This is a genomic window from Xanthomonas citri pv. mangiferaeindicae (assembly GCA_002240395.1).
GTDB classification, from domain to species: Bacteria; Pseudomonadota; Gammaproteobacteria; order Xanthomonadales; family Xanthomonadaceae; genus Luteimonas; species Luteimonas citri_A.
In genome coordinates, this window is record CP016836.1 from 399706 (window position 1) to 418708 (window position 19003).

Consider the following 19003-nt stretch of genomic DNA (forward strand, 5'->3'; position numbering starts at 1 on the left):
GAAGATGGCCCCACGCAAGAAGACCAGACCCCAACGGAGACGCTCCATGAACACCCGTACGATGCTGCTCGGCCTCGCCCTCCTCGGTGCCGCCGGCATGGCCCACGCCACCCCGAACTGCAAGGTCAGCCTGAAGGGCAACGACCAGATGCAGTTCGACCAGAGAACCGCCACGGTGTCGGCGAGCTGCCGCACGGTCACGATCGAACTCGCCCACGTCGGCAACCTGCCGGTCACCGCCATGGGCCACAACGTGGTCCTGACCGCGACCCCGGACGCCGATGCGGTCGCTCGCGATGGCATCAAGGCCGGCGCAGCCGCCGACTATGTCCAGGCTGGCGATCGCCGCGTACTGGCGCACACCAAGCTGGTCGGTGGCGGCCAGACGGCCACGATCACCCTGCCGGGCTCGGCGCTCAAGGCCGGTGGCGACTACACTTACTTCTGCTCCTTCCCGGGCCATTCGGCGATCATGCGCGGCAAGCTGGTCGTCCAGCCCTGACCGTTCGCCGGGCCCCGGGGCCCGACCCGCGACACCAGGCGCCACCTTCGGGTGGCGCTTTTTTTTGGTACTTCGCCCAATGCGGGAATGGCGTGCCTCTTCCGACACCAGCGCCCTGCCAGCCGGAAGTCGCCCACCTCGACCAGGCCGCTTCGCGACGCGGGCGCCTCCCGCCACAAACCGGGGTCAGAGTGCAATTTCGCTTCGCGAAATCGCACTCTGACCCCGGTTCTTTTACGCCGGTTGGCTGGCAATCCGCTGCTGTGGACAGTGGCAGCTTCTCTCCCGACGGAAGTCGCGCCCTCTCGGCCGGACCGCACGGCCATGGGCGACCGGATCGGCCAAAGCCTCCTGTTCAATCGCATTTCGAGAATCGATTGATTTGAATCAACATCGGTTTTGATCGAAATCAATTTATTCAATTGAAACAATAATCAACCGATTATTTGTTCACATATTCTTGATCCCGATCAAGGCGGCAGATAATCCTCGGACGCATATTGTTTCCACGCCAATAACAAGCGAACGGAAACAAGAGGAGACACCCAGATGAACGTCCTGAAGACCAGCCTGCTCGCCGCTGCGATCGCACTCGCAGCCTCCCCTCTGCTGTCCAGCCCCGCTCAGGCGGTCGATGCCAAGGACCTCGTCAACGCGACGCTGAGCGACGCCTCGGATCTGGCCAACCTGCCGCGCCAGCACGTCGAACTCAAGCGCCCGCCGTTCGTCCATGACCATGACCAGGTCGCCAAGGGCGGTCCCAAGGTCATCCAGTTCACGCTGCCGATTGTCGAAAAGGAAATCGTCATCGACGGCCAGGGCACCACGATGCACGCGATGACCTTCGGCGGTTCAGTGCCGGGTCCGTTGATGGTCGTGCACGAGGGCGATTATGTCGAACTCACGCTGGTCAATCCTGCAACAAATTCGATGGTGCACAACATCGATTTCCATGCGGCCACCGGCGCGCTGGGCGGCGGCGACCTCACGGTCATCCAGCCCGGCGAGGAAGTGGTGCTGCGCTGGAAGGCCACGCGTCCGGGCACGTTCGTCTACCACTGCGCCCCCGGCGGTCCGATGACACCCTGGCACGTGGTCTCGGGCATGCAGGGCACAGTGATGGTGCTGCCCCGCGACGGCCTGAAAGATGGCGACGGCAAGCCGCTGCACTACGATCGCGCCTACTATGTCGGTGAAACGGACTTCTACGTCCCGCGCGATGCCGACGGCAACTTCAAGACCTATGGCTCGCATGCCGAGGCGCTGCCCGACACACTGGCCACGATGAAGAGCCTCACACCCTCGCATGTCGTGTTCAACGGCGCCGTCGGCGCACTGACGGGCGAGCACGCGATGACCAGCAAGGTCGGCGAAACGGTCCTACTGGTGCACTCCCAGGCCAACCGCGACAGCCGTCCGCATCTGATCGGTGGCCATGGCGACTACGTCTGGGAAGAAGGCAAGTTCAACAACGCGCCGGCCAAGGACCTGGAGACCTGGTTCATCCGCGGCGGCTCGGCGGGCGCTGCGCTCTACACCTTCCGTCAGCCGGGCCTGTATGTGTATCTCAACCACAACCTGATCGAGGCTGTCCTGCTCGGTGCCGCCGCACACATCAAGGTCGACGGCGACAAGTGGAACCACGACCTGATGACCACGCCGTCCCCGGCCGGTCCGATCAAGGCCAGCACCAGCCTGGCGCTGCCTGCCGACAAGTAAGTCACGCGCTCTCTCCAGCGCCTTGGGCCACCTCTGCATTGCAGGGGTGGTCTTTCTTGTTCTCGGCGTGCCACAGACCGTCACATTCCACAACGCCGGAAGATGCGCCGCGTGTCGTGCCGGGTCACCGTCACCCGTCAGATTCGGCACCTGCAGGACGTCCACCCACGCCGTGGCCGGGTCGATCGACCACGAAGCGTCGCGATTGGCGTCGCGCGCCTGATGGACTGCGCACTGCGCGGTCCACAGCAGATGCCGGACGCTGCCGCTTGGCCTCTGCGTGCTGGCGGACCGCCCACTTAGCCGATGCCGGTCTGCTCACGGCCCGACCCCCATCGCCCCGCCCCCCTGCGCATGCCAATCCGACTGGACGCGGTCGATCAGAAGCCAGCGCTCTCAACGCCACCTTTGACGGGGCTGCGCGGCTGTGGATGCTGATGGGTCAGACCGGGGCGCATTGCCCATGTGGTGCCACTGGCACCGACGTCCACTGCACAGAGCGCAGCGGGACAGGACGCCGGTTAAGCGCACCGGCGCTCAGCGCACATGGAGCTGCGGGCGCGTACCACCAACGCACGCGCTGTGCCAACGCTACACGCCAGGTGTGCAGGCGCACTGACCGGTTCGTCAGACGCGCGAGCGGTGTGCGTCAGATGCTGGCGCCGCGTTGCGGCGATCCACCGCGAGGCTCGAACACGCGATGCCCTTGAGGATGAGGCATCGTCGCAAACGCAGTCGGCACTGCGGCACGACGCAGCGCTGGAGGATGAAGGCGAGCGTGCGCGTCTCGCCCGCACCGGCGCTCGCTCAGAGCAGGTAGAAGAGCCCCAGCGGGTGATGCGCACGGGCAATGCAATAGATCTGCCCGAACGTCAGCAACGCGGCGACATAGAACATGACCCGCGCGCGCCGCGACCGCTTGTCGCCGAAGGCCAGAATGCCCAGCACGACATAGACCACGATCAGCACCACCTTGGTCGCCAGCCAGCCGTTGGCATAAAGCGCGCCGGGCAGGATGGTCAGCAGCATCATCGCTGCGGTCAGCAGCGCGGTATCGATCGTATAGCTGACGTAACGCACGACGGCCACCTTCGGCCAGCGCATGCCGGCAAGCAGCGCCGCACCACGCAGCGCGAACAGCGCGCCGCTGGTCAACGCCAGTCCCATGTGCGCATGCTTGATCTGGGGATAGAACTCGATCATCGGAACGGACCCTCGACACGAGGCCGGCCAGCGCGCCACGATCGCAACGCGGCCAGCGATGAAAGCAGCAGCATGCCCGACGGCTCTACGACCGTCATCCGGGCTTGCCGTCGGCGCGCGGCGACAGATAGATGGCGCCGATTCGGGCCACCCACGGGCCGAGCACGACCAGCCAGCCGAGCGCGGACACCGCCAGCCACAGCATCGTGTCTGGCAGCACCTCAGCTGAGATCCGCAGCGCGGCGATGGCCTGGATGCCGACAAATGCCCACCACGCCGTGCCGGTCATGCGCAGCGGGCGCCCGGAATGCCCCTGGGTGACGCGCGTCACCATCGCGACCAGCACGCTACCGAATAGGCCGATGAACAAGGCGTGCGCCGGTGCGCGGCCAAGCAGGAACGTGCCGGTCTGCAGATACAGCAAGCTCTGCGCGGCATGCAGCACGCACGTCACCGGCCACCACAACAGCCCGAAGAACAGGGTGCTCAGCAGCCCCGGCGCGGCGCCGCGCGGCCACCAGCGCCAGAGCGTGTACAGGGCCAGAGCGAGCATCGGCAGATCAACCAGCCACAGCCAGGCGTAGGCATGTACGAGCTCGAGCGCCAGGTGGGCGATCAACAAGCCCCACATCGCGCCGAGCCACCACATCGGCCGCCAGGCGACGTAACCGGGCACGGCATTGCCGGCAAAGAACGGAAACATCCGGTGCGCGACGGTGAGGTACACCGGCGCCAGCAAGCCGAAGGTCCCGAGCTTGATGCTGACAAACACCAGCCATGGCGAGCCGGTCACAACGAACCCGGCGAAGCACAGCAGCCCGGCCATGCCCAACCACAACGCGGCCAGACACGACCAGGCATGCCAGGTGCGACCGCGCTCGGCCAGCACCAGCCGCGTCAGCAGCCACAACCCGGCGCCCCAACCGGCCAGGGTCATGAACAGGCCGACCGTCAATGCGACCTCCAGCCCCAGCGCTGCGCACAACAACAGCGCCTGACCGCCCATCAGACCGATGCCGACCGGCAGGTACTGCCAGCGCGGCACCTCGCGCAGGCCCATCCAGCGCGGAAACGTGGTCAACAAGAAACCGAAGAAGAAGCTCGGCAGCACCTGGTACTGCATCACGAACGCATGCAACCAGCCCGGATAGGTCGCCGCTTGCGGCATGCCGAAGCCCATCGACCAGCGTTGGGACGCAAGCCAGGCCGCCCACCACAGCATGGCCAACAGCAGATTGCCCGCACCGATGAAGAACATCAGCCGGTGCGGAGCAGCCGCCAACAGCTGTGGCGAGGGACGGGATGCGGGTGATTTCATGCAGGCATCTTCGGCCATGCGCCACGGCCGCGTCGTTGACGTGGGTCAACCGCGTGCCGGAACTGCAGGACGCTAGGGCCACGCGACCGCGATCTCCCACCGGCCACTACCGCGCTTCAAGGCCGCGTGCAACACCCCATTCCACGGTACGACGCTGCAACAGGGTGATGACGTGGCGAGGCATGACCGCGGCTCAGCCGCCGTGGCGCAGGTGGATCAACGGATAGGGCCGCCCCTGCGCGTCGTGCGCCGAACGCCCGACCTCGACAAAGCCCATCCGCAGATAGAACCCGAGCGCCTGCGCATTCTGTGCATTGACGTCGGTACTCAGCCCGGGATGTCGGGCCAGCGCATGCTCGACCAGCAACCGACCGACACCGGTACCGCGCGCAACAGGATCGATGAAGAGTGCGTCCATATGGTGACCGTCCAGTAACATGAAACCCACTGGCCGGTCCTGGGCATCGGCGGCGACCAGCAGCGGCGCGTGCGGCAGCATGGCGGCAACCTCGGCGTCGATGGCGCGGCGGTCCTGTGCGCTGAGGAAATCATGGGTGGCGTCGACCGAGCGGCGCCAGAGCTCGACCAGCTCGGCGCCTTCCTCGATCCGAGCAGGACGAAGGTGGGGCATATGGAACGTCACGGCCAGGATGGAAACGATAGTGTGCCCGCGGCCTCGCCGCACCGGAACCGTGATGGCGCCTGCACAGTCTGACGAGGCCGAGAGCCGAACGTGGAGGCGGCCGCCATGCAGTGGCCGGGGTCGAGGGCCCGTATGCCGCGGTTGCCCATCCAGGAGTGATGCCCGCCCCGCGCTTGGGCCGCGAGTGCGCTGCCGACCTTCTGGGGCCGACGACACGCAATGCGGCTGGCGGTCCCTGCCGACTGGATCACGCTGGCCCCAAAAAGAACCGGGGCCGCGTGGCGGCCCCGGTCGGTGCAACAGATCAGTGGAATCAGCGCTTGGCGGCGGCGATACCTGCGGCGTTCACAGGCACAGACGCCTGCTTGGGCGCGATCCACAGGCGCAGGACGAACCAGGCCAGTGCCAGCGCGCCCACGCTGAAGAGCGTGTCGGCCGGAACGCGCATCCACACCAGCATCTCCACCAGCGGCTGCTGCATGAACTCCGCCGAGCGTGCGTACCAGTAGCCATGATCGAGCACTGCGTTGAGCTGCAGGATGCCCAGCGGCAGCAGCGTGAACGCCGACATGCCTGCCAGTCCGATGTTGAGCGACCAGAACGAAACCTTCAGCGCGCGCTCGTTCCATTCCACGCCCGGCTTCAGGCCGCGCAGGCAGAACAGCATCAGGCCGATGCCGAGCATGCCGTAGACACCGAACAGTGCAGTGTGGCCATGGTTGGCCGTCAGGTTGAGGCCCTGCATGTAGTACAGCGGCAGCGGCGGGTTGATCAGGAACCCGAACAGGCCCGCACCGACGAGGTTCCAGAACGCCACTGCGATGAAGAACATGATCGGCCACTTGTAGCGCTGCATCCACGGCGTCGAGCGGCCCAGTCGATAGCTCTGGTAGGCCTCGAATCCGACATAGGCCAGCGGCACCACTTCGAGCGCAGAGAAGCTCGCGCCCAGCGCGATCACCGAGGTGGGCGTGCCGGCGAAGTACAGATGGTGCAATGTGCCCAGCACGCCGCCAGCCATGAACACGACCGTGGCGAACAGCACCGCGATCGTGGCGGTGCGCACCTGCAGCAGGCCCAGGCGGGTGAACAGGAAGGCGATCACCGCCACCGCGAACACCTCGAAGAAGCCTTCCACCCACAGGTGCACGACCCACCAACGCCAGTACTCGACCATCGACAGGTGCGTGTGCTCGCCCCACATCAGGCCCGCAGCGTAGAACACGCCGATCGCCACGACCGACAGGAACAGCAGGCTGACGATCGAGCGCGATTCGCCGCCGTGGCGGATCGCCGGCCACAGCGCGCGGCCGACCAGCGTCAACCACAGGATCAGGCCGATGAACAGGAACCACTGCCAGAAGCGGCCAAGATCGACGTATTCCCACCCCTGGTGACCGAACCAGAAGTTGTGCGCCAGACCCATCTTCTGCATCACCGCAAACCACTGGCCGGTGAACGAACCGACCACGATCGTGATCAGGCAGATCCACAGCACGTTGACGCCCAGACGCTGGAACTTCGGCTCATGGCCCGAGATCGCCGGCGCGATGTACAGCCCCATGCCGAGCCAGGCGGTGGCGATCCACAGCACCGCGAGCTGTGTGTGCCAGGTGCGCGTCAGCGAGTACGGCAGGATGTCGGCCAGCGCGAACCCGTAGGCCTCCTGGCCCTCGACCTGGTAATGCGCGGTCGTTGCGCCGAGCAGGATCTGCACCAGGAACAACGCAATCACGATCCAGAAGTACTTGGCGCTCGCGCGCATCGACGGGGTGATGCGGATCGAGGCCAGCGGATCGGTCCGCGGCAGCTCGGGCACCATCTCGTCGCCATGGTTGACCGCGTAGTGCCAGCCCAGCAGCGCGACACCGGCGATCAAGAACAGCACACTGAAGACCGTCCACAGGAAGGCGCTGGGCGGCGGGGTGTTGCCGACCAGTTCGTCGGCGGGCCAGTTGGCGGTGTAGCTGATCACGTCATCGGGACGCTCGGTCACCGACGACCAGGCCGCCCACCAGAAGAAGCCGGTCATCGCCTTGCGGTGTGCGGCATCGGGCACCGTGTCGTTGCGCATCGCGTAGGCTTCGCGCAACTCCGCGGTAGCCGGCTCGTTGCCGAACAGGTCGATGTAGTGCGCGCCGACCAGCGCCATCGCCTCGGCACGATCGCGCTCGATGGTGATGGTGCCCGCGCTTTCGTCCCAGGTATTGCGGCGCAGCAGCGCCTGCACGCGCTTGGCGTAGGCGGCCTGGGTCGGCTCGTCGAGCTGCTTGTAGCTGTCGACGCCATGCTCGCGGCGTGCCCACAGGTCCAGCACGGCTTCGGCTTCGCGGTGCAGCCAGTCCGCGCCCCAGTCGGGGGCGACATAGGCACCATGGCCCCAGATCGAGCCCAACTGCTGTCCGCCGATCGATTGCCACACCTGCCGGCCGGTCTCGATGTCGGCGCGGGTGAACAATACCTCGCCATCGACAGTGACCACCTTGTCGGGCATCGGCGGGGCTTTGCGGTGGACCTCGCTGCCCACCCATAACAGCACCGCGAAGGATGCGAGCAACAGGGCGGTCAGCCCTATCCATAACTTGCGTGTCGAACTCATGGCACTGGTCTCTTTCGGGGTCCGCGGCATCGTCGGCCAGCCCTGCCCGGGCAACCTTGACCTGTGTCAAGCACGCGTGAAATGCGCCTGACGGCGCGCTGGAAGTGCGCGCCGCGACACACGAAACGCGGCGGCGACCCCACTGCAGATATCCCCAAAGACGCAGACAGCGACCGGGTTGATCCATGTCATTGGCCCAGCGCTGCGCCTTGCCGATGATGCAACTGCACTCGCGCCGTGCACGTGCGGGTGCGCCCTCCCCGACGTCGACCGATCCGGCCTGCGCGTCACGATCGAATGCGAGCCCAGCATGCGCCACTACGCTCTGTTCCACGTGCTGCACCTGCTTGCGGCCTTCGTCTTCGTCGGCACCGTGTTCTTCGAAGTGCTGATTCTCGAAGGCGTGCGTCGTCATGTCCCGCGCACCGTCATGCACCAGATCGAGGTCGCGATCGGCGCGCGCGCGCGCCGGTTGATGCCGTGGGTGTTGCTGGCGCTCTACGGCAGTGGGCTGGGCATGGCCTGGCGCTACCGCGCACTGCTCGCCGAGCCGCTGTCCAGCAGCTTCGGCACGTTGTTGACGCTCAAGATCGCGCTCGCGCTCGGTGTGTTCGGACACTTCCTGTTCGCGATGCGCCTGCGCAAGCGCGGCCACCTGGTGGCGTCCACCTTCAAACGCCTGCACCTGAGCGTGTTCGCGCACATGGTCGGCATCGTGCTGCTCGCCAAGCTGATGTTCCACCTGAGCTGGTGAGCAGCCGGCGGCATGACTGCGTGCCTGCGTGTCTACGGGAACTTCGACGGCGCACACGCAACCGGCGGGCCGACTGCAGGATATCGCCTGCGGTAGCGCCTTGGCCGCTTGACCCTGTGGATGCGGCTGGCCGTAGCAGTCAGTCGCGCAGCACGTGATGGGCCAGCGTCTCCAGCGCCACCGGCTGCAGGATCTCCAGGTCGCGGCGGTCCACGCGCAGCACGCCGTCGTCCTGCATCCGCCGCAGCACCCGGCTGACCGTCTCCGGCGCCAGGCGCAGGTAGTTGGCGATATCGGTGCGCGGCATCATCAGCCGCAGCCGCGTGGCCGAGAAGCCGCGCGCGGCGAAACGGCGCGAGAGCGTGACCAGGAACGCGGCCAGCCGTTCCTCGGCGCTGAAGTTGCCGGTCAGCAGCGAAGCCTTGCCGATGTCCTGACTGAGCAGACTGAACAGATGCTTCTGCAGGCCCGGCATGCGCCCGGCCAGCGTGGCCATCATCGGGAACGAGAACCGGCACAGCATCACGGTGTCCAGCGCAACCGCGTTGCAGGGGTAGCGCGCGCTGTGGATCGCGTTCAGGCCGATCACCTCGCCCGGCAGGAAGAAGCCCAGCACCTGCTCGCGGCCATTGCCATCGATGACGTAGGTCTTGATGGTACCGGCGCGGACCGCGGCGATCGCGTTGAACGGCGCGCCTTCCCGGAAGACGTAGTCGCCCTCACGGAATGGGCCGACGTGCTCGACCAGCACATGCAGGTCGCGCAGATCGGTCTTGTCGTAGCCCTCGGCCAGACACGCCGAGGAGAACGCACAGGTGCTGCAGAAGCGGACCTCGTCGCCGTCGTCGGCAATCGGGCTGGGCCGCGGTCGCGGCTCAAGGCCGGCCATGGGCGAACTCCGGACGCGCGGCGTCAGATCGTGCGGGAATAGCGAGGCTGCTCACTCGGCTTCTGCAGGTACCGGTCGAAACACATCGCGATGATACGCAGCAACGGCCGCCCGCGCGACGTCGCCCGGATCCTGGTGGGGGTGCACTCGACCAGGGCATCGGCCTGCAGCGGCGCCAGCGCCGCCAGCTCGCCGGCGAAATAGGCCGCGAAGTCGAGGTCGTAGGCACGCTCGATCGCCCCGATGTCGATCTCACCCTGGCACATCAGCCGCTGGATCAGGTCGGCGCGCAGCACGTCGTCGTGGCCGAGCACCAGGCCGCGCCAGATCGGCAGCGTGCCGGCGTCGATCGCCGCTTCCCACTCGGTCAGGCCGCGGTGGTTCTGCGAGAAGCTGTCGCCGACATGGCTGATCGCGCTCACGCCCAGGCCCACCAGATCGGTCTGCGCGTGCGTGGTGTAGCCCATGAAGTTGCGGTGCAGCCCGCCCTCGCGCTGGGCCCGCGCCAGTTCGTCGTCGGGCAGCGCGAAGTGGTCCATGCCGACGTAGCGGTAGCCGGCCGCCGCCAGCTTTTCGACCGCCAGGCCCAGCAGCGCGAGCTTCTCCTCGGGCGCCGGCAGCGTGGCGGCATCGATCTGGCGCTGCGGCCGGAACACGTCCGGCAGGTGCGCATAGCCGTAGATCGCCAGCCGGTCGGGGCGCGCCTGCATCACGGTGTCGAGCGTGCGGCCGAAGCCTTCGAGCGTCTGCTTGGGCAGGCCGTAGATCAGATCGACGTTGAGCGAGCGCATGCCGTAGCGACGGCTGGCCTCGATGATCTCCAGCGTCTGCTCGACGCTCTGGATGCGGTTGACCGCGGCCTGCACGACCGGGTCGAAATCCTGCACGCCGAGACTGGCCCGGTTGAAGCCGATCTCGGCCAGGCGGCCGATGTCGTCGGGGGTGACGAAGCGCGGGTCGAGTTCGATCGAGAAATCCCGCGCCGGGTCCTGGCTGAAGCGGAAGTGCGCGCCGAGGCTTTCGACCAGCTCGGCGATCTGGCCGGGGCCGAGGAAGTTCGGCGTGCCGCCGCCCAGGTGCAGTTGCACCACCTCGCGATCGGCATCGAACAGCGGCGCGACCATCGCGATCTCGCGATGCAGGCGGTCCAGGTACACCTGCCCGCGCGCCTCATCGCGGGTGATGATGCGGTTGCAGCCGCAGTAGAAGCAGGGGCTGCGGCAGAACGGCACGTGTACGTACAGCGACAGCTGGCGCGGGATCGGGTCGTCATTGCCGCGCCGCGCGAGTTCCTGCAAGTCGACCTCGCCGAAGCCGGGCAGGAACTGCGGCGCGGTCGGGTACGAGGTGTAACGGGGCCCGGGCCGGTCGTAGCGACGCAGCAGGTCCGGATCGAAGGGCCAGTCCTGCGGAAAGGCGGAAGCGATGGTGTCCATGCGGGCAGTATCCGCGACAGTGTGTCGCCCCCGCCTTGACTGAAGTCAATCCGATCAACCGGATACGCCCATTCAGTCTGAACAAGCAGCAGACGCGCAGGCGGCGCGCCGGACGCCCCGATCAGCGCGGCCCGCCGAGACGGGCGTCCATCGCCTGCCGAAGGCGGGCGCGCAGGTCGGCGCGGCGAGGCGCCGCGTCGAGCACGAAGACCCGCAGCCCGTGCGCGGGCACGGTGGCCTGTAGCCGGTCGGTCACCGCACGCGTGCCACCGTCGAGCGCGTCGTGCCAGGTGCCCGGCTCGAGCCAGCGGGTCACTTCGGCCTGCCACGGCGCCTCGCCCTTGTTGAGCAACACCAGCGCAATCTGCGCACGGCCCTCGACATCGAGTACGCGATAGAACGCCGCGCGGTCGCCCTCGAGTTCAAGCTGCAGTTGCAACCCGCGCTGCAGTGCCGGGGTCGTGCGGCGCAGGTTCGCCACCCGGGTCAGTGCGGCATGGATCGGATGCGCGGCGGCCGCATCGACGCGCGCCTGACCGAAGTAGGCACGGTTGCCGGCATGCTCGGCACGGCCGCGCATGAAGCCGGTCTCCGAGCCGTAGTAGATCACCGGGATCCCGCGCGCCGTGAACAGCCAGTTGTGCGCGTCGATGAAGCCGGCATCGCTGGCGTCCATGCGCGGCATGTCGTGGTTGTCGTAGAACGTCGTCAGCTCGTACGGGTTCGCGTACGGCCCGCCCTCCAGATGCAGCGACGATGCCAGACGCTCGAAGCCCGCGCCCTTGGCGAAGACCTCGTCCATCGCCTGTTTCATCGGGAAATCCAGCACGCTGATGCCGCCATTGCCGGGCCAGGTGTGCTCGGCGATCCGGTTGGCGTCGAACTCGAACGCCTCGCCGAACATGAAGAAGCCTGGATGCCGGGTGCGGATGCGCTCGGCGAACTCGCGCCAGAACGCATGCGGCATCCAGGCAATAGTGTCGACCCGAAAGGCATCCGCACCCTGGTCGATCCACTGCAGGTAGGCGCCGGCGAGATACTCCATGACCGCGGGGTTCGCGGCATCGAAATCACTGAGCTGGGCGAGGTTGCCATCGAAGATCGAACCGGTCTTGGCATCGACCGGACCGACGTTGCTGTAGAACGCGTGCAGCGGATTGCCCGCCGGATCGAGTTGCTGCGGCGGTAGATTCTGGTGATCGGCGACCAGCCTGCCCTGCGCATCGAAGATCTGGCCGAAGCCGGGCTGCGCGGTGGGCATCGTCCACGATGGCGAGCCGTGGTTGCCGACAATGTCGAGCACGGTCTTCAGGCCCGCGGCGCGCATGCCGTCGGTGAAGCCGCGGAAGTCGAGATCGGCGCTGGGCAGGTGCTCGTCGAGCCAGTAGAAGTTCGTCCCCCAGTAGCCGTGGTAGCCGGTCTTGCCGTGGTCGCTCAGCGTGCTGTTGCACGAGATCGGGTCGCCGCCGGTGAAGGCTTCGTCGGGATTGTCGACGATCGGCGTGATCCACACCGCGCCAAAGCCCATGGCACGGATGTAGCCGGCGTTGTCGAGCACGCCGCGGAAGTCGCCGCCGAGGTAGCCGATATTGCCGTCGATGCCATCCGGACACCGGACCGGAATGTCGAACGTGCGGTGCGCCCCGCCCTGCTCTCGGTGGTCGTTGCTCGGATCGCCATTGACGAAGCGATCGGTGACGACGAAGTACACCGCGTGCTCGGCGAACGGCTCGAGCGTGCCGTACAGGTCCATGGTTTCAGATGCGCCGGGCGCATCGCGCGTCGCGACATGGCTGCAGCCGGCACACAGCAGCGCGGCGAGCAGAAGGGGGACGTTCGCGGCATCGCGCGGCTCCTGACGTGGGAACGGGAGGAAAGATCGGCCGGTCGCGCCGCGCGGCTCATGCGCCGCGCGGGCGCGAGACCCGCAGCACGCACAGCCCCGCAAGCGCCAGGCTGGCGCCGCCGAGCATCAGCACGCGCATCGGTTCGCCATCGAACACGCGCCCGAGCAGAAAGCCCAGCGTGCTGACCGCGACCAGTTGCGGGATCACGATGAAGAAATTGAAGATGCCCATGTACACGCCCATCTTCTCGGCCGGCAGGCTGTCGGACAGCAACGCATAGGGCAGCGACAGGATCGAGGCCCAGGCGAAGCCGACACCGACCATCGAGGCGAGCAGCCAGCGCGGATCGTCGACGAATGCGATCGACAGCAGGCCCAGCGCACCCAGCATCAGGTTGACCAGGTGCGCGCCGCGCAGGCCCACACGACGCGCCAGCCACGGGATCACGATCGCGGCCAGCGCGGCGAAGCCGTTGTAAGCGGCGAACAGCACGCCGACCCAGTTGGCGCCGTCGTTGTAGGCCGCCGACTGCGGATCGCTGCTGCCGTAGTGGGTCTGCGCCACGGCCGCGGTGGTGTAGATCCACATCGCGAACAGGCCGAACCACGAGAAGAACTGCACGACCGCCAACTGGCGCATTGTCGTGGGCATCGCATGCAGGTCGGCAGCGATCGTGGCCAGCATCCGCTGCGGGGCGAGCCGTGCGGCGACCATCCGCAGCAGGCCGTAGCCCAGCGGCAGGCCCGCCAGCACGTAGAGCATGCGGTCCAGGCCGAGCGTGGCCACCGCGACGATGCCGGCCACGCCGAGCAGCAGCCAGGCGAGTCCACCACCCGCTGGCGGCACCGGCGCGCCGGCGGCCGGCAGCGCGCCTTCGGGCGTCGCGTCGTCGAATGTGCGCAGCACCTCGGGCGGGTACTCGCGCGTGCGCAGCACCGTCCACAACACGGCCAGCAGCAGCACCGCGCCGCCGAACCAGAACGCATAGCGCACCGTGTCGGGCACCTCGCCCGCCGCGGCGGTATTGGCGACGCCCGCCTTGGCGAGCACGAACGGCAGGGCACTGGCGATCACTGAGCCGACGCCGATGAAGAAGCTCTGCATCGCATAGCCGGTCGGACGCTGGCGCGGCGCCAACTGGTCGCCGACGAAAGCACGGAACGGTTCCATCGACACGTTCAGCGACGCGTCGAGCACCCAGAGCGTACCGGCGGCGATCCACAGCTCGGGCGAGGTCGGCATCACCGCCAAGGCGGCGGTCGAGAACAGCGCGCCCCACAGGAAGTACGGGCGACGGCGGCCCAGCCGCGTCCAGGTGCGGTCGGAGAAGTAGCCGATCACCGGCTGCACCAGCAGGCCGGTCAGCGGGGCGGCGATCCACAGGCCCGGGACCTGCTCCATGTCGGCGCCGAGCGTCTGGAAGATGCGGCTGACGTTGGCGTTCTGCAGGGCGAATCCGAACTGGATGCCCAGAAAGCCGAAGCACATGTTCCAGATCTGCCAGAACGACAGTGACGGTTTGCGGTTGCCCATCGCTGCGAGGCCCCTCCCAAGGTCCGCTGCGCCCACGCAGGGTGCGCAGGCCAGGCCATGGTAGCGAGCGCGCTCACGACGGCGGCGACCTGCATACGTATTCATGCCACAGGCCCGGGAGGTGCGCTTTCGCAGGCGACACGGCATCGTCTACCGTCCCACCGCGCCGCAGAAGGCGACCGAAGGCAGAGAGCGATGAGCGACATCAGGTGGTGGCGGGGCGCGGTGATCTACCAGATCTATCCGCGCAGCTTCATGGACAGCGACGGCGACGGTGTGGGCGACCTGCCCGGCATCATCGACCGGCTGGAGCATGTCGCCAGCCTGGGGGTGGATGCGATCTGGATCTCGCCGTTCTTCCGTTCGCCGATGGCCGACTACGGCTACGACATTGCCGACCAGTGCGACGTCGATCCGATGTTCGGCACCCTGGCCGATTTCGATGCGTTGCTGGCCAAGGCGCACGCGCTGGGCTTGAAGGTCATGATCGACCAGGTCTTCAGCCACACCTCCGACGCGCATGCCTGGTTCGAGGAGAGCCGGCAATCGCGCGACAACCCAAAGGCCGACTGGTACGTCTGGGCCGATGCCAAGCCCGATGGCACGCCGCCCAACAACTGGCTGTCGATCTTCGGCGGCCCGGCCTGGCGTTGGGACCCGCGGCGCTGCCAGTACTACCTGCACAACTTCCTGTCGAGCCAGCCCGACCTGAACTTCCACAACCCGCAGGTGCAGCAGGCCACGCTGGACTATGTGCAGTTCTGGCTCGACCGCGGCGTCGACGGCTTCCGGCTCGATTCGATCAACTTCTGCTTCCACGACGCGCAACTGCGCGACAACCCCGCCAAGCCCGAAGCGCTGCGCGTGGGCCGCGGCTTTGCGCCCGACAACCCGTACGCCTTCCAGTACCACTGGTACAACAACACCCAGCCGGAGAACATCGGCTTCCTCGAGCGGCTGCGCGCCTTGATGGACCGCTACGCGGATGTCGCCGCACTGGGCGAGATCTCGGCCGAGGATTCGCTGGCGACCACCGCCGAATACACCAGCGCCGGCCGCCTGCACATGGGTTACAGCTTCGAGCTGCTGGTCGACGACTTCAGCGCCGGCTACATCCGCGACACCGTCGAACGCCTGGAAGCGGCGATGACCGACGGCTGGCCGTGCTGGGCGATCTCCAACCACGACGTGCAGCGCGCGGTCACGCGCTGGGGCGGCGCCCAGCCCAGCGACGACTTCGCCCGGCAACTGGTCGGCCTGGTCTGCGCGCTGCGCGGTTCGGTCTGTCTGTACCAGGGCGAGGAACTGGGGCTGCCGGAGGCCGAGGTGCCGTTCGAGCAACTGCGCGACCCCTACGGCATCGCGTTCTGGCCGAACTTCAAGGGCCGCGACGGCTGCCGCACGCCGATGCCGTGGACCGCCGACGCCGGTGCCGGCTTCACCACCGGACAGCCGTGGTTGCCGATCCCCGACGCGCATCGCGCGCGCAGCGTCGAGGCGCAATCGCGCGACGACGGCTCGGTGCTCGCCACCGTGCGCCGCTTCCTGCACTGGCGCCGCGGCCAGCCGGCGCTGGTCGCCGGCGCCCAGCGTTTCGTCGATGCGCCGGCGCCGATGCTGGCCTTCGTACGCGGCGACGGCGACGACCGCGTGCTGGCCGTGTTCAACCTGTCGGGCGATACAGTCGACTGGACGCTGCCCGCCGAGCTCGCGCTCCTGCGTGTGCTAGACGGCCATGGCCTGCGGGCCGGCAACCTCGATGGCGGCCGCGTCCGCCTGCCGCCGCACGCGGCGCTGTTCGCCGCGGTGGACTGACGGTGCGCCTGTCGCTCACCGCGCTGCCTGGAGCGCTCGCCATCGGCCTGCTGGCCTGCGGCGGCGCCCTCGCTACCCCGGGCGCATTGGCCGACTGCGACGCGCCCGGCTTCGCGCGCACGCTGCACCCCGTCCAGGCCGGCGCGCTGCCCGATCACGCGCGCGCCCACTGGCTCGACCGCCATCTGCTGCGCTGGCCCGGGACCGCCGCCGCACCCGATACGCGCTTCCGGCTGTATTACGCTGCGGACGCCACGCTGGCCGTACGGCCGGGCGCGACCGTACAGGGCGACGACGGCGCACTCGATCTCCAGGTTCGTGCGGCCCCGGTGCCTGCGGCACTGGCCGAGCGCTTCGGCTTCGTCGGCGATGGCGTCACGCTGCAGACCGACGCGGACGACGCCACGCTATCGATGCTGCATCGCAGCCAACTACTGCTGGTGCACGAAGACACGCATGGCCGCGTGCTCGACGCGACCGCCCTCCAGCACGCCGGCGCTCTCGACGACTTTTATGCTGCCGCGACTACGCTGTCCGACCTCGGTGCATTGCCCCGCCCCGCCGAGACCACGTTCCGACTGTGGGCGCCCACAGCGCAGTCGGTCGCGCTGTGCCTCTACGACGATGCCGACGCACCAGCCGCCGCGGTTCGCACGCTCGAGCGCGACGCCACGACCGGCAGTTGGGCCACGGTGGTCCCTGGCGACCTGTCGGGCCACGCCTACCTGTGGCTGGTCGACGTGTTCGTGCCGGGCACCGGTGTCGTCCGCAACCGCGTCACCGATCCTTACTCGGTCGCACTGACGGCCGACTCGCGGCGCAGCGTCGTGTTCGACCTCGACGCGCCCGCGCTCAAGCCCGAGGGCTGGGACGCGCACGCCGCGCCCTCGCTCCGCGCCGCGACCGACCAGGTGGTCTATGAGTTGCACGTGCGCGACTTCTCGCGCGACGACGTCAGCGTGCCGCCAGCCCAACGCGGCCGCTATGCCGCCTTCGCACAGGCCGACTCGCACGGCGTGCGCCACCTGCGCAGGCTGCGCGCGGACGGCGTGACCGATGTGCATCTGCTGCCGGTGTTCGATCTGGCCACGGTACCGGAGGTCGGCTGCGTCACGCCCAAAGTGCCCGATGCAGCACCCGACAGCACTGCGCAGCAGGCCGCGGTGATGGCGGTCGCGGCACAGGACTGCTTCAACTGGGGCTACGACCCGCTGCACTTCAATGCGCCCGAAGGCAGTTTTGCCAGCGACGCGACGGACCCGGCCGCGCGCATCCTCGAGTTCCGGCAGATGGTGCAGGCGCTGCACGCGCTCGATCTGCGCGTGGGCATGGACGTGGTCTACAACCACACCAGCGCCTGGGGCCAGGCCCCACAGTCGGTGCTCGACCGCATCGTGCCCGGCTACTACCACCGCTACGACGCCGACGGCCGCGTCGCGCAGTCGACCTGCTGCGCCAATACCGCGACCGAGCACGCGATGATGGCCAAGCTCATGCTCGATTCGGCCGAGCTGTGGGTGCGCCACTACCGCATCGATTCGTTCCGCTTCGACCTGATGGGCCACCAGCCACGTGCGGCGATGCTCGCGTTGCAGACGCGCGTGGACGCTGCCGCTGGACGTCCGGTGCCGTTGCTGGGCGAAGGCTGGAACTTCGGCGAGGTCGCCGATGGCGCGCGCTTCGTGCAGGCCTCGCAGCGCTCGCTGGGCGGCACCGGCATTGGCAGTTTCAGTGACCGGGCGCGCGACGCGGTGCGCGGCGGTGGCCCCTCGGACAGCGGCGCAGCCCTGCACGCCCACCGTGGCTGGATCCACGGCCACGCCGACGCGGCGTTGCTGCGGCGCCAGGCCGAACTGGTCCGTGTCGGCCTGGCCGGTACGCTGCGCGACTACCGGCTGCCCGACGGCCGCACGCTCGCGCAGGTCGACTATGCCGGCCAACCGGCCGGCTTTGCGACCCAGCCCACCGAGGTCGTGAACTACGTCGAGAACCACGACAACCAGACGTTGTTCGACATCAACGTGTTCCGCCTGCCGGCCGATGCCGACGTCGAGGCGCGCGTGCACGCGCAGGTACTGGCCATCGCCACCACCGCTTTCAGCCAAGGCATCGCCTACCTGCACGCCGGCGTCGAACTGCTGCGCTCCAAGTCGCTGGACCGCAACAGCTTCGACTCGGGCGACTGGTTCAACCGCATCGACTGGACCGGCGCGGTCCACGGCTTCGGCACCGGCTTGCCGCCGGCCCCCGACAACGGCGCCAACTGGCCGCTGATGCGCCCGTTGCTGGCCAATGCGACGCGCATCCGCCCGGGCCAAGGCGATGTGTTGCGCACGCGCGACATGAGCCTGGACCTGCTGCGCATCCGCGCCAGCACGCCGCTGTTCCGGCTGCCCGACGCTGCACAGGTCCAGGCCCGCCTGCGTTTCCCCGGCGCCGATGCCGACCCCGAGCTCGTCGCCGGTCACATGGACGGCCGCGGTCTGGCCGATGCCGGCTTTGCCGAGGTGCTCTACGCGATCAACGTCGCCAGTGAGGCGCGCACGCTCGATGCGCCCGAGCTTGCCGGGCGTGCGTGGACCCTGCATCCGGTGCACCGTGCGCCCGAGGCGGCCGATCCGCGCCCGCGCGAATCGGCCAGGATCGACGCCACGCGCGGCCGCTTCACCGTGCCGCCGCGCACGGCGCTCGTCTTCGTCGTGCCAACGGACGCGTCCGGGTCGTCCACGACCGGAGGGTAACGCC

The 19003-nt window shown here is 68.0% G+C and carries 13 protein-coding genes; 5 read left to right on the plus strand and 8 right to left on the minus strand.

What is annotated here, in order from left to right; genetic code table 11:
- Positions 1 to 46 precede the first annotated feature (46 nt).
- Together BEN78_01790 and BEN78_01795 are read left to right on the plus strand one after the other, a co-directional pair.
- Entirely contained in the window at positions 47 to 502 is a 456-nt protein-coding gene (locus BEN78_01790) for an azurin (GenBank protein ASR42321.1), read from the plus strand.
- Between the two features lie 609 nt (positions 503 to 1111).
- Positions 1112 to 2221 carry a nitrite reductase, copper-containing gene (locus tag BEN78_01795; protein ID ASR44837.1) on the plus strand — a complete coding sequence of 370 codons (1110 nt, stop codon included), beginning with the start codon at positions 1112 to 1114 and terminating at the stop codon, positions 2219 to 2221.
- An 807-nt stretch (positions 2222 to 3028) separates the two neighbouring features.
- Here BEN78_01795 and BEN78_01800 read toward each other — a convergent pair.
- The 4 genes from BEN78_01800 to BEN78_01815 form a co-directional block, all read right to left on the minus strand.
- On the minus strand, positions 3029 to 3424 hold the full coding sequence (locus tag BEN78_01800) for a hypothetical protein (GenBank protein ASR42322.1): 396 nt from the start codon (positions 3422 to 3424) through the stop codon (positions 3029 to 3031).
- 94 nt (positions 3425 to 3518) lie between these two features.
- On the minus strand, positions 3519 to 4760 hold the full coding sequence (locus tag BEN78_01805; GenBank protein ASR42323.1) for a short-chain dehydrogenase: 1242 nt from the start codon (positions 4758 to 4760) through the stop codon (positions 3519 to 3521).
- 175 nt (positions 4761 to 4935) lie between these two features.
- On the minus strand, positions 4936 to 5373 hold the full coding sequence (locus BEN78_01810) for an acetyltransferase (GenBank protein ASR42324.1): 438 nt from the start codon (positions 5371 to 5373) through the stop codon (positions 4936 to 4938).
- 325 nt (positions 5374 to 5698) lie between these two features.
- Positions 5699 to 7984 carry a nitric oxide reductase large subunit gene (locus BEN78_01815; protein ID ASR42325.1) on the minus strand — a complete coding sequence of 762 codons (2286 nt, stop codon included), beginning with the start codon at positions 7982 to 7984 and terminating at the stop codon, positions 5699 to 5701.
- 310 nt (positions 7985 to 8294) lie between these two features.
- On the opposite strand from BEN78_01815, the gene BEN78_01820 reads away from it, so the two are divergent.
- Positions 8295 to 8738, plus strand: coding sequence for a hypothetical protein (locus tag BEN78_01820; protein ID ASR44838.1), 444 nt, complete (start codon positions 8295 to 8297; stop codon positions 8736 to 8738).
- Positions 8739 to 8877: 139 nt separating this feature from the next.
- On the opposite strand, the gene BEN78_01825 is transcribed toward BEN78_01820, so the two are convergent.
- The 4 genes from BEN78_01825 to BEN78_01840 form a co-directional block, all read right to left on the minus strand.
- Positions 8878 to 9627, minus strand: coding sequence for a transcriptional regulator (locus BEN78_01825; protein ASR42326.1), 750 nt, complete (start codon positions 9625 to 9627; stop codon positions 8878 to 8880).
- Between the two features lie 23 nt (positions 9628 to 9650).
- Entirely contained in the window at positions 9651 to 11063 is a 1413-nt protein-coding gene (locus BEN78_01830; protein ID ASR42327.1) for an oxygen-independent coproporphyrinogen III oxidase, read from the minus strand.
- A 121-nt stretch (positions 11064 to 11184) separates the two neighbouring features.
- Positions 11185 to 12816, minus strand: a complete 1632-nt coding sequence (locus BEN78_01835) for a cyclomaltodextrin glucanotransferase (GenBank protein ASR42328.1) — start codon at positions 12814 to 12816, stop codon at positions 11185 to 11187.
- Positions 12817 to 12964: 148 nt separating this feature from the next.
- Positions 12965 to 14443, minus strand: coding sequence for an MFS transporter (locus BEN78_01840; protein ID ASR42329.1), 1479 nt, complete (start codon positions 14441 to 14443; stop codon positions 12965 to 12967).
- Between the two features lie 195 nt (positions 14444 to 14638).
- On the opposite strand from BEN78_01840, the gene BEN78_01845 reads away from it, so the two are divergent.
- Together BEN78_01845 and BEN78_01850 are read left to right on the plus strand one after the other, a co-directional pair.
- Positions 14639 to 16258, plus strand: coding sequence for an alpha-glucosidase (locus BEN78_01845; protein ID ASR42330.1), 1620 nt, complete (start codon positions 14639 to 14641; stop codon positions 16256 to 16258).
- A 23-nt stretch (positions 16259 to 16281) separates the two neighbouring features.
- On the plus strand, positions 16282 to 18999 hold the full coding sequence (locus BEN78_01850) for an alpha-1,6-glucosidase (protein ASR44839.1): 2718 nt from the start codon (positions 16282 to 16284) through the stop codon (positions 18997 to 18999).
- Positions 19000 to 19003 lie beyond the last annotated feature (4 nt).

Excerpts from the sequence above, each read along its gene's own strand:
- BEN78_01790 (ASR42321.1), top strand. The coding sequence starts at position 47 with ATGAACACCCGTACGATGCTGCTCGGCCTCGCCCTCCTCGGTGCCGCC.
- BEN78_01800 (ASR42322.1), bottom strand. The coding sequence starts at position 3,424 with ATGATCGAGTTCTATCCCCAGATCAAGCATGCGCACATGGGACTGGCG.
- BEN78_01805 (ASR42323.1), bottom strand. The coding sequence starts at position 4,760 with ATGGCCGAAGATGCCTGCATGAAATCACCCGCATCCCGTCCCTCGCCA.
- BEN78_01810 (ASR42324.1), bottom strand. The coding sequence starts at position 5,373 with ATGCCCCACCTTCGTCCTGCTCGGATCGAGGAAGGCGCCGAGCTGGTC.
- BEN78_01815 (ASR42325.1), bottom strand. The coding sequence starts at position 7,984 with ATGAGTTCGACACGCAAGTTATGGATAGGGCTGACCGCCCTGTTGCTC.
- BEN78_01820 (ASR44838.1), top strand. The coding sequence starts at position 8,295 with ATGCGCCACTACGCTCTGTTCCACGTGCTGCACCTGCTTGCGGCCTTC.
- BEN78_01825 (ASR42326.1), bottom strand. The coding sequence starts at position 9,627 with ATGGCCGGCCTTGAGCCGCGACCGCGGCCCAGCCCGATTGCCGACGAC.
- BEN78_01830 (ASR42327.1), bottom strand. The coding sequence starts at position 11,063 with ATGGACACCATCGCTTCCGCCTTTCCGCAGGACTGGCCCTTCGATCCG.
- BEN78_01835 (ASR42328.1), bottom strand. The coding sequence starts at position 12,816 with ATGGACCTGTACGGCACGCTCGAGCCGTTCGCCGAGCACGCGGTGTAC.
- BEN78_01840 (ASR42329.1), bottom strand. The coding sequence starts at position 14,443 with ATGGGCAACCGCAAACCGTCACTGTCGTTCTGGCAGATCTGGAACATG.
- BEN78_01845 (ASR42330.1), top strand. The coding sequence starts at position 14,639 with ATGAGCGACATCAGGTGGTGGCGGGGCGCGGTGATCTACCAGATCTAT.